Annotated in this window: 14 protein-coding genes; 3 read left to right on the top strand and 11 right to left on the bottom strand. The window is 54.8% G+C overall.

Translation table 11 applies throughout. The features are described 5' to 3' along the window. Positions 1-3: 3 nt before the first annotated feature. The 10 genes from MUB23_RS16515 to MUB23_RS16560 all read right to left on the bottom strand — a co-directional run bounded on the left by MUB23_RS16515 (position 4) and on the right by MUB23_RS16560 (position 11,034). Positions 4-696: a YARHG domain-containing protein gene (locus MUB23_RS16515; protein ID WP_244801850.1), complete on the bottom strand. Its 693-nt coding sequence runs from the start codon at positions 694-696 to the stop codon at positions 4-6. A gap of 70 nt (positions 697-766) precedes the next feature. Beyond that, positions 767-1,246, bottom strand: coding sequence for a Cys-tRNA(Pro) deacylase (gene ybaK / locus MUB23_RS16520; RefSeq protein WP_244801851.1), 480 nt, complete (start codon positions 1,244-1,246; stop codon positions 767-769). Positions 1,247-1,306: 60 nt separating this feature from the next. Next, positions 1,307-2,128 carry a Cof-type HAD-IIB family hydrolase gene (locus MUB23_RS16525; protein WP_244801852.1) on the bottom strand — a complete coding sequence of 274 codons (822 nt, stop codon included), beginning with the start codon at positions 2,126-2,128 and terminating at the stop codon, positions 1,307-1,309. Beyond that, positions 2,125-2,970 (bottom strand): 4-(cytidine 5'-diphospho)-2-C-methyl-D-erythritol kinase, encoded by an 846-nt coding sequence (gene ispE / locus MUB23_RS16530; protein ID WP_244801853.1) that lies wholly within the window; start codon positions 2,968-2,970, stop codon positions 2,125-2,127. The genes MUB23_RS16525 and ispE overlap by 4 nt, the downstream gene beginning before the upstream one ends. Positions 2,971-2,979: 9 nt before the next feature. Further along, positions 2,980-3,453: a 2-C-methyl-D-erythritol 2,4-cyclodiphosphate synthase gene (gene ispF, locus MUB23_RS16535; RefSeq protein WP_244801854.1), complete on the bottom strand. Its 474-nt coding sequence runs from the start codon at positions 3,451-3,453 to the stop codon at positions 2,980-2,982. Continuing rightward, on the bottom strand, positions 3,416-3,946 hold the full coding sequence (locus tag MUB23_RS16540; RefSeq protein WP_244801855.1) for a shikimate kinase: 531 nt from the start codon (positions 3,944-3,946) through the stop codon (positions 3,416-3,418). The genes ispF and MUB23_RS16540 overlap by 38 nt, the downstream gene beginning before the upstream one ends. Further along, on the bottom strand, positions 3,943-4,758 hold the full coding sequence (locus tag MUB23_RS16545; RefSeq protein WP_244801856.1) for a hypothetical protein: 816 nt from the start codon (positions 4,756-4,758) through the stop codon (positions 3,943-3,945). The genes MUB23_RS16540 and MUB23_RS16545 overlap by 4 nt, the downstream gene beginning before the upstream one ends. A gap of 27 nt (positions 4,759-4,785) precedes the next feature. Further along, on the bottom strand, positions 4,786-6,051 hold the full coding sequence (locus MUB23_RS16550; protein WP_244801857.1) for a DUF5716 family protein: 1,266 nt from the start codon (positions 6,049-6,051) through the stop codon (positions 4,786-4,788). An 84-nt stretch (positions 6,052-6,135) separates the two neighbouring features. Continuing rightward, the gene (locus MUB23_RS16555; protein WP_244801858.1) at positions 6,136-9,687 is read right to left on the bottom strand and encodes a DUF5717 family protein; all 3,552 of its coding nucleotides are present in this window, start codon (positions 9,685-9,687) and stop codon (positions 6,136-6,138) included. A 27-nt stretch (positions 9,688-9,714) separates the two neighbouring features. Further along, positions 9,715-11,034 (bottom strand): replication-associated recombination protein A, encoded by a 1,320-nt coding sequence (locus MUB23_RS16560; protein WP_244801859.1) that lies wholly within the window; start codon positions 11,032-11,034, stop codon positions 9,715-9,717. Positions 11,035-11,385: 351 nt separating this feature from the next. On the opposite strand from MUB23_RS16560, the gene MUB23_RS16565 reads away from it, so the two are divergent. The 3 genes from MUB23_RS16565 to MUB23_RS16575 are packed head-to-tail and all read left to right on the top strand — an operon-like array spanning position 11,386 to position 13,689. Further along, the gene (locus MUB23_RS16565; protein WP_244801860.1) at positions 11,386-11,973 is read left to right on the top strand and encodes a nitroreductase family protein; all 588 of its coding nucleotides are present in this window, start codon (positions 11,386-11,388) and stop codon (positions 11,971-11,973) included. Between the two features lie 43 nt (positions 11,974-12,016). After that, on the top strand, positions 12,017-12,694 hold the full coding sequence (locus tag MUB23_RS16570; RefSeq protein ID WP_244801861.1) for a response regulator transcription factor: 678 nt from the start codon (positions 12,017-12,019) through the stop codon (positions 12,692-12,694). Beyond that, positions 12,691-13,689: a sensor histidine kinase gene (locus MUB23_RS16575; RefSeq protein WP_244801862.1), complete on the top strand. Its 999-nt coding sequence runs from the start codon at positions 12,691-12,693 to the stop codon at positions 13,687-13,689. Before MUB23_RS16570 ends, MUB23_RS16575 begins: the two co-directional genes overlap by 4 nt. Here MUB23_RS16575 and MUB23_RS16580 read toward each other — a convergent pair. Next, positions 13,664-14,587, bottom strand: a complete 924-nt coding sequence (locus tag MUB23_RS16580) for a LysR family transcriptional regulator (protein WP_244801863.1) — start codon at positions 14,585-14,587, stop codon at positions 13,664-13,666. The two genes, MUB23_RS16575 and MUB23_RS16580, sit on opposite strands and share 26 nt — an antisense overlap. Positions 14,588-14,667: the final 80 nt, after the last annotated feature.

A 14,667-nucleotide genomic window follows, 5' to 3' on the forward strand; every position in this document is an offset into this window, starting at 1 on the left:
TCCTTACGATTGTTTTTTCGCTTCTTCCACTTCTAAAATCAGCCTGGAATTCGCGAGCTCAAATTCATTTAAAATCGAATCCCCATAGGAATCAAACTCCGCCGGGGTATATTTTCCCACGTACCAGCTTTTACTGTTAAAGTAATTTTGCAGCTCCGGATCATCAAACGTGCGCCCCAGACGGGCATAGATCTCATTGCGGGCAATCCGCAGCTGTTCCAGCGTCAAAGCCTCCAATTCGGCCCGGTCCAGATAAGTGGAATTGCTGTCCGGAAAGATAAAATCGCCGGCCGCTGCCGCCGTTGAAGGCGCTGTGGTAGCCGTTGTCTCCGTCGGAAGCAGTGGATTTGGGATAGAAAAGCCACTGATCTCCAAAGGCACCTCCGAGGTTTCCGCGGCCGTCTCGCTGGTCTCCTCCACGCCGAACAGCTTCCGGAAGCCGGCCTCATTCAAGTAGGACGCCGGGACAGTCGCATCCACGTCCTCCGCTCCCTCCTGCTGAAACAGCAGCACCAAAGAACCCGTCAGGGCTGCGGCTGAGAGCACCAGGAGGACCGAGAGCGCCGCAATCCATCCGGTCAGGCTTTTCTTTTTCTTCGGCGGCTTTTTACCGCCCTTCCCCGCCAGGGGATTCCCGCAGGCCGGACAAACCTTGCTTCCATCGGGAATTTCCGATCCGCATTTTTTGCAAAACATTCTTCCGCCTCCCCCTTTCCCCTTGATCCGATTTCCCGGAAACTTCATCCGGCCGCCGGGAAATCCGTCTCTATTCCACCACCACGTCGGCTGTCTTCGCCCGCGCCACGCGGATCAGATCGCCGGGCTTTAATTCCAGCTGGCTGCCCAGCCTTCCTCCGCTGACCACGATCTTCTCCCTGGCCTCCGCCGAGACGTCCACGATGGTCGGGAACTGTTTTTTCATGCCAATGGAGGTACAGCCGCCCCGGACATAGCCGGTCAAAGGAGTCAGCTCTTTTAAAGGGAGCATCTCGATGGACTTTTCTCCGGCCGCCTTAGCCGCTTTCTTTAGATCCAGTTCCGCCTCAATCGGGATCACAAATACGTAGTGCTCTTTACTCTTCCCGACAGTCACCAACGTCTTATAGACCAGATCATGGGGCAGGCCCAAGGTATCCGCAATCTGAATCCCATCGGTAAATTCCGTGCATTCGTAGGAATACGCTTTGTACTCCACCTTATTTTTTTCCAGCAAACGCATCGCGTTGGTCTTTGCTTCTTTTCCCATGGAATCACTCCTAAAATCTCTGTATGCGACTTTGCAAAATGCGGCTTTCACCGCCAATCCTTATGCCAAAACCACCTGCTCGATCACGGCGGCGACACCATCGTGGTCGTTATCCTCCGTGACCAGGTCCGCGGCCGCCTGCAAGCTTTCCGGGCTGTTACCCACCGCCACGCCGGTCCCTGCATAAAGGATCATATCCCGATCGTTCTCCGCATTGCCGCAGGCTAAAATCTCCTCCTGGGGAATCGCAAGAAACCGGGACAGCCAGGCCAGGGCCGAGGCTTTCCCCGCCGTCCGGTTGCCGATCTCCACAAGATGAGGCACGGAGGAGGTCACATAAAGGCCCCCCAGGGCCGCCAGCTTTTCTTCGATCTCCCGCTTAAATCCGGCGTCGGCAGCCAGGATATCCACTGCGTCCAGACGCGTGCGGTTCTCCCGTAAAAACTCCCGGATGTCGTCCACCGGCCTTCTGGTTCTCCGAATATATGGAAAAGAACCCGGAGGCGCCCCAAAGGCAGCCGGGTTCTCCACATAAGCTCGGCCTGCATAGGGGATCCCGTCCACAAAGCCCTCCAGCGCAGCCGGATAAGACTCCATCAGGTCAAGGATTTCCAGCACCTTCGCCTCTTCCATACAATTCCGGTAAAGCAGGGCCCCGTCGGTCAGGCGGCTTACCGCCGCCCCGTTGGAGCTGATGGCATATTCGAGTCCCTGTATCTCCTTTAGGCAGGTCGGCAGGGAATGGAACGAACGGCCGCTGGCCACCACCACATGGACGCCCTGATCCATCGCCGCCCGGAGAGCCTGCCTGGTGCGTCCCGACAAGCTTCCGTCGCTGCGAAGAGTGGTTCCGTCCAGATCCAAGGCGATCAGACGAATCATCGGTTGACCGCCTCGCAGGCATAAACCTCGTAGTCGTTCTTTAATTCCTCAAACGCCCGGTCGCGCATCGGGGCATCCTTAAAGATGCCGTAGACACAGGATCCGGACCCGGTCATCAGGCTGGCCGAAGCGCCGTACTCCACCAGCAGGGCTTTCAGCTCCTGCAGGCGGTCCTTGTCCGGGACAGCCTCCTCAAACACATTGTAAAGATTCTCACAGATCTCCGAAAGATTCCCGGTCTCCAGCCCCCGCTTCACCTGTTCGGTCAGATATTCCTGGGACAGGCCCGGCGTCTCGTCCAACTTCTGGTACATGGCGGCCGTGCTGAAAGGCTCCTTTGGCTGCAATAAAAGCAAGGGGTATTCCATCTCCGTGTCAATCAGCGATAATTGATCTCCGATCCCGGTCCCCACCGCGGCGCGGGACAGCATACAGGCCGGTACGTCGGCGCCCAGGCCTTTGCCCAGCTCCATCATTTCTTTCCGGCCCAACTGCAAACCGAACATCTGATTGACGGCCCGGATCAAGGCCGCCACATCAGCGCTCCCGCCGCCCAGGCCGGACCCGTAAGGAATTTTCTTTTCCAGATGAACCCGCAGACCGCCGATGCCCGGATAATGCTCCAAAAGCCGCTCGTAGGTACGGTACACCAGGTTATCCTCATTCTCCAGTTCCTTCACGGTGCAGGTGAATTCCAGGCCCGGCTCGGCCTTTTTCTCCACCGTCAGAATATCGCTTAAGGAAATCGGCTGAAAGATCAGTTCCAGATCGTGATAGCCGTCCTCCCGGCGCCCCAGCACATTCAGGGTCAGATTGATTTTACCTCTTGCTTCTACTTTCATCACTGCCTCCTATTCTACCGTTAAAATGCAAAACACGCTGACGCCCAGCCCCCGTCCGAAGTCCGTCAGTCCCTCTCCGGTGGTGGCGGTGATTCCAACCGAGTCTTCACGGATACCCAAAAGCGCGGCCAGCGAAGCGCGCATCTCCTCCGTCCTCGGTCCGATCTTCGGCCGCTTCCCCTCGATCGTAAGGGAAAGATGGCTGATCCGATGCCCAAGACGTTCCAAATCTTTCAGCGCTTCCGCGAGATACGCCCGGCTGTCCCGGATTCCGGCCCGGCACATGCAGTCGGCCACTGGTCCCAGGATATTCCGGCAGGTAATGCCGGAAACCGCATTGGTCACAGCATGGAGCACCACGTCCCCGTCGCTGTTGGCGGAAAAAGGCGGAACTCCCTCAAAGAGGACGCCGCCCAGCAGGCAGCTCCCCGGCGCATTCTCCTCATCAAATCGATGACTGTCCTGCCCGATGGATACTTTCATACACATCCCTCACCACTTGCTCGACGCTCTTGCCGTCGGTCTCCACCACGACGTCCGCTGCCTCCTGATAGGCATGGGCTCGTTTATTCATCAGCTGCTCGATATATTCGACATTCATATGGCCATTCAGGATTGGCCTGGTCTTCTCATTTTTCACCCGCTCGAAGGTGGTCTCCGGGCTGGCTTTCAACAGGACGATGAAACCGTTTTCCTTCATGGTCCGAATGTTCTGCTCCCGGATGACGATTCCGCCGCCGCAGGAGACGATGGTGTCGCTGCCGTCCGTGATCTCCCGAAGCATCCGGGACTCCCAATCGCGGAAATACTCTTCGCCGGACTCCTCAAAGATCACCCGGACGCTGCGTCCGTCTCTCGCCACAATCTCATCGTCCAGCTCCAACACCTGTTTGCCGTATGTTTTTCCGAAAGCCGCCGAGACCGTTGTCTTGCCGCTTCCCATGAATCCTATAAAAAATATATTCTTGTTTGTCATCCTTGACTCCTCTGATATTCCGATTTCCACCTCCGGACCAGTGCCTGTAAGCCGGCGGCGCGACGGATATTATCCTTTTCCATCAGCGCCTCCGCCTCCGCGGCCCGGCCGGTAAAGCGGGCTCTTTTTTTCTTTTCTTCCAATTCTGTCTTCCAATTAAACTGAGTTTCCGCCGGGATATGGTCCATCAGCCCTTCCGGTATTTTAACCAGCTCATCGAGAAGATGCAGTTCAAACAGCTTCCGAAGCGGCTCCTCATTCTGGAGCAGTTCGTAAGCCCGGATATAGCATTCCGCCGCCTGGTCAAACGAAAAAATCCCAGCCAGCGCCGAGCCCTTATTAAACCAGACGGTTCCGCGGAACCCCTCGCTTATGAGCTCGTCATTTCGAAGCGTGAATATCTTGTCATACAGCCGCAGAGCCCCGTAATATTGGCGCAGGGAAAACAGATAGTCAGCCTTCGCCTTCATCTGTTCCGCCGCACTCGACTTGGCCAGGCGGTCCAGCTGTTCCTTGAAGGCAAACAGTTCCGCGCTGCTGTAATAATGGATATCCTGCAAAATCACCAGGAGCAGTTCCGCCTGGTCCGCTTGCCCCGCCCATTTCCGGAGCTTCGTTTCCAGACCAGTCATCCCCAACTCCTGGCCAATAAATCGGAATAACCTCTCATCCAGGAAGTCATCGCCGATGAGCATCAGATTGTGATAGATAAAATAACTCAGTTCTTCACCGGAATAGAGATGAATTCCCATCTCTTCCACATAATACGGGTTTTTCACCGGTCTGCTGTTGCACAGAATCAATCCGCTCATGGCCGCCTCCTTTCTAAAAATAACTGATTATGAGATAAAGAAGTCTCTGCGTATCACTTTCCCCGTCGCCGGGAACAGCTCTCCAAAGCCTTTGTCCACCACTCGCACGGTCATGCACCGCTCGTCGGAAAACGAAACGATCACTTCTATTTTCGTCGTCTTATTGGGCCGGGCGGGCAATTCGTCCAGGGAAATACTGACCTTTTCCACCCTCTGGCTTCCCACCGGCGCCACCGTCAAATCCAGCATCGCCGTGTCGTCCACGATGAATTCCACCGAAGACTTGGCCTCGTACCAATTACTGCCCGCCGACGCCAGCACCACCTGCTCCTTGCGCCCGCCGTATACCGCGTAGAGGCTGACCGTGGAGCGAATCCGTCCTTCACAGATACAGATATAAGGGTAGGCCGTATCCTCCTGCAAAAGGTCAAAGGCCACATAGGCCGCGCCGTTTGCAAACAGATGCTGTCCGGCAAACACCTTGCGCCGGTTGCAGGCAACTTTCAGAAATTCCGGCGCCCAGTCGCTGGTCATAAATCCCTTGCCGGTCAAAAAGACCGAGGATATAATCTTCTTTTTAAAGAGCCGGTCGGCACAGGCGGTCAAAATCGTGTCCGCCAGGTGTTCTCCCGCCGGCGTGTCCAGCACGTCCAGGCTGAAGCTCTCCTCCAGTTTCTCATGTTCCGCCTCGATGACCTGGGGCTTCCTGCCCCGGATCACCCGCATCTCATAATAATGAAGGCCGTCCTCCGTCAAATCTAAAAGACAGGTCTGGTTCGCCCAGACATCCTTTTTCTGGCTGATCACATAATAGATAAAACTTTCGGTATGGCTTAACACATGCACCGTGTCCCTCGCCACCTTGCAGGACTCAGCGACCTGAATCAGTTTATCCAGAAAATGCCCTTCCAGATCCTGTACCGTGAAAACCAGGCTCTCGATCTCTTCCGTACCATATTTCTTCTTCGGAAGTTCCAATATTTTCTCCAGGTAGATCCGCAGAAGATCCTCCGCCATATAGCGGACTCCCTCGATGGTGGCGTACCCCTCCTTGCGGACCAGCTTCACCAATTTATCCACCATCGTACCGCCGCCGAACAGGGCCAGCCGGTAGGCTTCCTCGCCGATATACCAGGCATCTTCTCCTTTTTTCTTGCAGATTACCGTCGGTATCAAGCCGGAGGAAGTATCGTCCCCCAGAGCCACTGGCTCTGGTTCCATGTCCAGAGGGCGGAAGCAGCTGATTTGACTGTAATCATCACATAAATCAATTCCTAATAACAATCCCTCCACGGGGCTCCTCCCATCTCACTGCAAATCTTGCTGCTTTTCTATTACATCGGAAATTCCTTTTGGATTCCTATGTAATATTCCTTTTTATATTGTGGTAAATAACGTATCGATCAGCGCCTCTTTTTCGGCGTAGCCTAACACAGCCTTCTGCCACTCTTCATGCGTCGGATCGGCGCAGCCTTCCACTAAGCGGTTCAGCTCCTGGAACCGGTTGGCCCCGGCCATCGGCATGTCTGCCTTACGTTTTCCGCGCTCCGCCAACTCTCGGCTTCCGCCGGCCGTCACCCAAATCTCATATTCCAAGATATCCCCGGAAAACAGCAAGATAGATTTGACGAATATCCCCTGATAACACTGGGCCATCTCGGCACGCACCATGGGATTTTCCTCCCCGTCGGGGAGAATGCGGTATAAAATCTCCACCACGGCATCCGGATTTCCCCGGTATTCCAGAATGGTCTTGTCCATCAGCTCATCCGGCAGAGAAAACATCCGGCCCAGCTTCTTAAAGTACGGGAATACCATTCCCCGGTGGTAGAGACGGGTCACCATCTCCTGGCCAAGAGTCCGGTCTTCGTCGGAAAGCTCCGGCTGGCCGGAAAAATATTTGGTCATGGCAAGCAGACAGATCACCGGCACGCTGCCGGCTAACAGTTCGCTCTTCACGATATCTCGGATATGGCGGAAAACTTCTTCCTCCACCTTATCTTCCTTCATGAAATAGCCATAGCACTTCACCACAAAATAGGCGTTGACCAACAGTTTATCCGTCGGTCCCTTTTTCAGGTACATCTGGAACACATCGTCCAGATGCCCGCGCTCGCCGGTAAAAAGCTTTTGAGCCAAAAGCCGCTCCGGCAAATCTCCGGTCTCCACCCGCTGGCTCGCCCCGCGGCGCAGAAGCACCAACATATCCCGGCTGAGTCCATTGTAATAGAGACAAAGATAAGACAGGACCGTGTCATTCGCCTGTCCGCGCTGAAACAGGTAATAGGAAAGTTCCAGCAAAAATTCTTCGTTCTGATAAGAGGTATTCTGAATGGTCCTGCTGCACAGCTTTAACAGCAGCGGAACCTGAATTTGTTCATAGCCATATGTCCGGATCAGGCCTAAGGCCTCGGCCAGATACTCCCGGTCAATCAAAACCTCGATCAGGTGAATCCGGTCCTCTCGGCTGACAAAAGGATTTTTCACACAGGCCAAGAGCTCATCCCCGCTCTCCGTGTCCTTGTGGGAAAAATAGCGGATAATCCCGGCCGTCAGTTTTTTCTGGTACAGCGGGTGGACGCCGGGCACCTCCAGCTCCTCCTGAAGCAGGGAAGCTCCGTCCTCGTCATTTTCCGCCGTCTCCAAAAGCTCATTGCAGCGGGCCAGTTTTAACATCGGATGATTCGGATAGATCGCGCGGCACCGGGCCAATAATTCGCCGCTGTCATCAAAAAGCGGCGTGCAGGTAAAAGGCACCCCGGCATAGCGGCTGCTGTAGGCGTCGGCGAACAGCAGACGGCAGCCGTCGGAGTAGACCGGAACATAGGCCGCGCCGTCCCGGACCGGCACCATCTTCTCTTCTTTCAGCTCCCCGTACACCACGACCACATGGCGCAGGTTCGGATTGTCCACAGCGATCCGGCAGGTTTTTAGGACGTCCGGCAAAATCCGGGCCATCTTCTCATCCACCATCTCCGGAAACAACTGTTTCCGGTACATCACAGCCAGAGAGCCGTCCACACTCCCGGCCAACAGCTGCTCCAGCGTAAACTGCTGGATCTGCCGTTCATAGGCTCTGGACATCAGGCTGTCAGGCTCGAAATTCTCCATCACATTCCGGTAAAGGCGCAGCTTCGAAGGCACGTCCGACGGACTGTTGTAAGAATAGTACAGCAGGACGACCTGGGGCAGCGGGCCCTCAAAGTCCTCCGGCAACGTATACAAGTAATAGTCATAGAGGCGGGTCAGCCTTACGTCGGCCTCCACGCCCTTGGCAAACCACGGGAAAAACTCTTTTTTCCTCTGATTTCCCCGGATCAAAATCGAACAGATCGCATGAAGCAGAGCCTCGGAGGGGTGATTCTCATAAAAAGCCTTCAACACCCGGTACAGTTCCGGCCGGAAACCGGTCTCCGAGACGGACAGATCCGCCACATGGGCCGCCGCTTTTTCATTCAGATACTCATGCTTTGCGCCGAACCAAAGGGATTGCAGGGCAAACGCATCTAGCCTCCGCAGGACATCAGGGATTTCATTGTAGATCCGGCAGGCCTCCAGATAAAGGTAAGGACTGCGAAGCCCTTTCCGGTAAAACTCGCGCATCCTTTCTAACGATTCCTCCGGCCGGTTCCGCAGGCTCTCGTCCATGGTCATCTGCAGCATGGTGACGACCGGGGTTCCCTGGCCCCGCTCCTGATATTTTTCTAAAAGCTTCAGGAGCCGTTCTTTCAACTCCCAGCTGTCGATCAAAAGCATCTGCAGGTAGAGGAAATAGCAGTAGGAATCCACATCCTCAATCCGATGCTTCTGGACTTCCGGCTGCAGCTCATTCAAAAGCCGGCCGGCCAGTTCTTTGCGGTCCCGGAACATGGCAAGCTCAATCTGCCAAAGCTTCCTCTGTGTATCCGGCGCCTTGATCTCGGCCATCGCATCTAAGGCGCTCTGCATCCGGTTTAGCAGCAGCCCTTCCTCGTAATGCCCGGCCCGGCGGTCCAAATCCGCCTCAATGTAGGCGGCCATATGCCGGCGGAACCGGTTTCTCTTCTCCCGTTCCGCCCCGTCGGACGCCACCTCCACCACAACCGGAAGCTCGATCTTTCCATAAACCCCGGCAATCGTAATTTTTCCGTAATTCGTTCCGGTATGCAGGGCTTTCGGCAAAATCCGGTAATTCAGTTCGCAGGTATTGCCGACGAAATCCGCGTCGGTCAGCCCTTCTTTTTCCGTCACGAGAAAATCTGCGTCGCAGCTGATCCGGTAAGCCAAATATCCCCAAGTATTTTTGGTGATGGTCAGCCGGTCGATCAGCTCCTCCCCGGTGCCGGTGTAATGTCTGGCCGTGGAATCCGCAGAAATCCGGACCCCTTCTTTGGCCCCTACGGCCACGAGGAATTCCTCCAGTGCATTCCTCCTTGAACCGCCCCGGCAGAGGCCGTCATACATGGCTCTGGCCGGCAAGTCCTGCAAAAACGGCAGGCGCGCAAATTCATCGGAGTCAAACAGACGCAAAGCCGTATCCGGCTCCGCCTGCACCATCTGGGCAAACTGTTCCACGGTTTTCAGCTGGCCATAGCGGGACGCCGCCGCCACCTGTACGGTAAACCGGTAAGGAATCGTGTATTCGCCGCCGTTGCTGACCAGGAAGAAGGCTCCGTTGATGGATTCCCCCTCCTCCAGGTGCCTGGCGTCCACATCGTAGGAAATCAGCGCGCTCTCCCCGGTAAAAAACCCGGATTTCAACGCGACTCTGCGGTCGCTGGAATACACCAGACCACGAAAAGCAAGCCGATTTTCGCTGTTGATGCGAATATCGCCTTGATGAATCCGGCCATATGCGATGACCTCTTCAATATTCGGCTGTAAGAGTGCCAGACGGGGAACTTCCGTATCTACGATTCCCCTCGCCAGGCGGCTGATGCCTTCCTTCAATTCCGCTCACCTACCCGTTTTATATTACTACAGTTTCTGACAGAATTCCATATATTTTTTTAATTCTTTTTCATACCCATTATCCCCCGGCTCAAAGAATTTCGTGCCGGCCAGCTCATCCGGAAGATACTGCTGCCGCACATAATGGCCAGGATAGTCATGGACATACTGGTAGCCCTTGCCGCGCCCCAGCTGAGCCGCGCCGCTGTAATGGGAATCCTGTAAATGCGGCGGGACAGAGCTTACCTGCACGTTTTCCACCGCGTTCATGGCTTGATTGATGGCCATGTAGGAGGCGTTGCTTTTGGGGGCCGTAGCCACATAGACCGCCGCCTCGGCCAGCGGAATCCGCCCCTCCGGCATACCGACCCTCTCCAGGATCTGGGCGGCGGCCGAAGCCACCACCATTGCATTGGGGTCTGCCATTCCCACATCCTCCGCCGCGCAGATCATGATTCTGCGGGCGATAAACTTTGGATCCTCGCCGGCATAGATCATCCGCGCCAGATAGTAAACCGAGGCGTCCGGGTCGGATCCCCGCATGCTTTTGATAAAAGCGGAAATGATATCGTAATGGTTGTCGCCGTCCTTGTCGTACCGGACGTTTCGCTTCTGTATGCACTCCTCCGCCACCGCCGTGGTGATGTGTATCTTTCCATCCTCGGAGGGCGGCGTCGTTAAAAGCGCCAGCTCCACAGCGTTTAACGCCGAGCGGGCGTCCCCGCCGCAGATATCTGCAAGGAAATGCAGAGCATCCGGATCGATCTCACCGTGGTAAGCTCCCATTCCCTTTTTCTCATCATAGACCGCGCGCCGCAGGATCTCCTCGATGTCCTCCACGGCAAGTGGTTTCAGCTCAAAGATGATGGACCGGGAAATCAGGGCCCGGTTTACCTCAAAATACGGATTCTCGGTGGTGGCTCCGATTAAGACCACCGTGCCGTCCTCGACAAACGGAAGCAGGTAATCCTGCTGCCCCTTGTTAAAACGGTGGATCTCATCGATGAACAGGATTGTCTTCTGGCCGTACATCGCCAGATCATCCTTTGCCTTGGCAATCACCGCCTCCATATCCTTTTTTCCAGCGGAGGTGGCGTTGATCTGCTCGAAGTTGGCTTTCGTCGTATTGGCGATCACTTTCGCCAGGGTGGTCTTTCCGGTTCCGGGCGGTCCGTAAAAAATCAGGGAGCTCAGCTTGTCCGCGGCAATAGCCCGGTAAAGCAGCTTGTCCTTCCCCAAAATATGTCGCTGGCCGACGACTTCGTCCAAGGTTGTCGGACGGAGGCGTGATGCCAGCGGCGACTCTTTTTCCTTTTTTGTCTCCCGCATATAGTCAAAAAGGTCCAAAACGTGCCTCCTTCTCCATCAAACCGTTCCTGCGCGCCTTGGCGCGTAAAACGGCGGAATCTGTCAGCCAGGGCCGGCATATTCCCCTGCGCATTTCTGCTGCCCGGCGGAAGGTTTCTTTCCGGCGGGATGAAATGGTAACTTTTATCTTACCATAGAACGCTTCTCCTTGGCAAGAACAACCGGGAAAATCAGGCCTATGAATTTTTCAATTTGTCGAACCGTTGAAAGGAGATATCGGTTTGATTTGACTTTTCCCCAGGCAGATAATAGAATCTAAGAAAGGCAGATTGCCTGAGGCCGGTTCCAAGAAAACCTTTTCCATTACAACATTCCTTTAGGAGGCATCCCATGATTTCCGAAATCGCAGAGAGACGCAGCATCCGTAAATATAAAGAAAAACCCGTGCCCCAAGCCATGATCAAAGAGATCATTCAAGCCGGCGCCTTGGCGCCGTCGTCAAAAAACCGGCAGCCCTGGAAATTCACGGTCGTGACCGGGAACGCAAAGGAAGAAATGTTGGAAGTGTTCCGGCAAGGTCTGGAACGAGAACGGATCTCCCCTCTGCTTCCGGAGAGCGCAGGGCACCTGGGCGGCGCAGCGTACACCTTGGAGATTATGCGGCAGGCTCCTGCCGTGATCTTTTGCATCCATACGCTGGGGCTTTCCCTGAGCCAAACTCTGACCGTGGAGGAGCGGGTCTCCGAAATCTGCAATGTGCAGTCCATCGGAGCCGCCCTGGAAAATATGACTTTGGCAGCCGCCGGTCTGGGACTTGGAAGTCTCTGGATCTGCGACACCTACTTTGCCCAGCCGGAATTATGCCGCTGGCTGCAGACGGAAGGGCTGGCCGCAGCCATGGCAATCGGTTATGCCGATGAGGCTCCCGCCGCCAGGCCCAGAAAAAAAGTGGATGAAATGATCGAATGGAGAAGCTGACCCTTCCCGCAAGGATAACAAAAATCAATTTCAGGAGGCAGCCATGTTTCGAATCCTATTGGCAGAAGACGACAAAAGCATCGTAGAAAACCTGACGTTTCTCCTCACGGAAGAGGGCTTCTCGGTCCGCGCGGTTTCCGGCCAGGCCGAGGCGCTTAAAATTTTAGATAACGAAAACTTTGACCTGCTGCTCTTAGACATCGCCCTGGAGGACGGCAGCGGCTATCCGGTCTGCGCGGCAGCCAAGAAGAAACACCGGGTTCCCGTGATCTTTCTGACGGCCTCCGGCGATGAGATGAGCGTTGTCACGGGTTTTGACATGGGGGCCGACGACTACATTGCAAAGCCGTTTCGTCCCCTGGAACTGATCTCCCGGATCCGCAATGTGCTGCGCCGCTACGGACAGACGGAGTCCGCCATCACCATCGGCGGCGTGCGGGTAGATTTTCTGAAAGGAACTGTGACCAAAAACGGAAGGGAACTGTTCCTGTCCGCGCTGGAATACCGGCTGCTCCTTCTCTTTTTCCACAACAAAGGAATGGTTCTCTCCAGAAACCGGCTGCTGGAAGAAATCTGGGATGCTTCCGGCGAGTACGTCAACGACAACACACTGACGGTCTATATCAAACGTCTCCGGGACAAAATCGAGGACGATCCCCAAAATCCCACGATCCTCCACACGATCCGCGGACTCGGCTATAAGGCAGGTGAGACACCGTGAGAAGAAATAAAGAATGGAAACTTTTTGTTGTTTTCTGCCTTGCCGCCGCGGCAACGGCTTCCGCACTCTCCTTCCGGTTCTTCGGAAACGCCGGTTTTCTGACCCTTGCCGCCTGTGCGGCGCTGACCGTACTTTTTCTCCTTTTCACCCATCTGCGCTACCAGCGCATGGCAAAGCTTTCCGAGGCGCTGGACGGAATCCTCCACGGACAGGCCCTCTCCCTCGCCGAATATCAGGAGGGAGAATTTGCCGTTCTTCAGGATGAGCTCCAGAAAATGATCGGCAAACTGAAAGAGCAGGCTGAGATTTTGACTGAGGACAAAAAAAGCCTTTCTGTAGCCATGGCCGATATCTCTCATCAGCTCCGCACCCCGCTGACCGCCTTGCAGTTAATCGTCGCCAGGCTTCAAAGGGAAGAATGCGCCGAGCAGGAACGCCAGGCTTTGATTCGGGATTCCCGCCGTTTGCTGGAGCGGATCGACTGGCTGATCACCACGCTTTTAAAAATGTCCAAAATCGAGGCCGGAACCATTGTGTTTGAGAAAAAGCCAGTGAATGCGGCGGAGCTGACCCGCGCGGCAGCGGAACCCTTGGCGGTTCCCATGGAATTAAAGGGGATCGAACTCTCCCTCTCCTGCCTTCCCGACGCTGTTTTCCCAGGCGATTTTCTTTGGTGCCGGGAGGCAGTCGGCAATATTTTGAAAAACTGCATGGAGCACACTCCGGCCGGCGGCCATATCTGGGTCACGGCCCGGCGCACCGCCGTGTTCACGGAGTTAGAAATCTGCGACGACGGCCCCGGCATTCAAAAGGAGGACCTTCCTCATATCTTTGAACGGTTTTACCGGGGAAAGGATGCCGGAGAGGAAAGCTTCGGCATCGGGCTTTCTCTGGCGAGAATGATTTTTCAGGCCCAAAACGGAACGGTCAAGGCAGGAAACCGGCCGGAAGGCGGCGCCTGCTTTTGGATCAAGATTTATGAGGGCGCCTTGTAGCGGACTCCGGAAGAAGACCGCTGCCGTCCATATACTGTTGGAAGGCGCGGACCGTCGGGTAGTCCGTCATGCTCTTTAAAACCACATAGTGGATGCTAAGCTTCATCTCCGGGACAAAAGGGACAATCCGGAATTTCCCGTTGTCCGATGCCTTTGCCAGCCTATGGGACATAAAAGCCATTCCCAGATTCTGGCTGACTAATTGGATATTTACATCGTTATGGCTCGATTCACAGACAATGTAGGGCTGAATCCGCTTCGCCTGCAATTGATCCATCAGCTGCGGGCGGAAAGCAGAATCCCGCGAAGGCATGATCAGGCGCTCCCCATCCAAATCCTCGGCAGTAAGCTGTTCCCGGTTCGACAAAGAATTTTCTTTAGAAACGATAACTCCGTACCGGTCTTCCATAATCTGCTGGGATACCAGATCCAACTTTTGCTCCAGCCCCTCCGACCCAATCACAAAAATCACATCCACCTCTCTCTGATACAGCATTTCCAGCAGCTTACTGCTTCCATTCACCTTCACCTTCAGATCAATATTTGGAAACACGTCTAAAAAACCGGAGACCAGCTCCGACAGGCCAAGATAGCCGAAAATCCACAATAATCCAACGGTCAGCGTCCCTTTCTGGAGGCTGGAATAGTTCTTCATCGAATTTTCCAATGCCTCTAAATCGTTTAGGATCTTTCGGGCATACTGGACATATTCCCGCCCCGCCTCGGTCAAACCGACCGACCGGGAATGCCGCAAAAACAGCTTAACCCCCAATTCTTCCTCCAAACTTGCAATCTGTTGGGAAAGGGTGGGCTGAGAAATATACAGAAGCTTGGAAGCATGGGAAAAACTTCCCATCTCGCTGACCTTTACAACATATTTTAGCTGCTGTAAGTGCATCTCTTCTCCTTCTGCCGGTTAACATCCGGCTCAATCTATAGTTGACATCTATAGATTCTATCATAACTAAATATTTTACA

It is taken from the genome of Cuneatibacter sp. NSJ-177 (assembly GCF_022867805.1).
Classification (GTDB): domain Bacteria; phylum Bacillota; class Clostridia; order Lachnospirales; family Lachnospiraceae; genus Pseudolachnospira.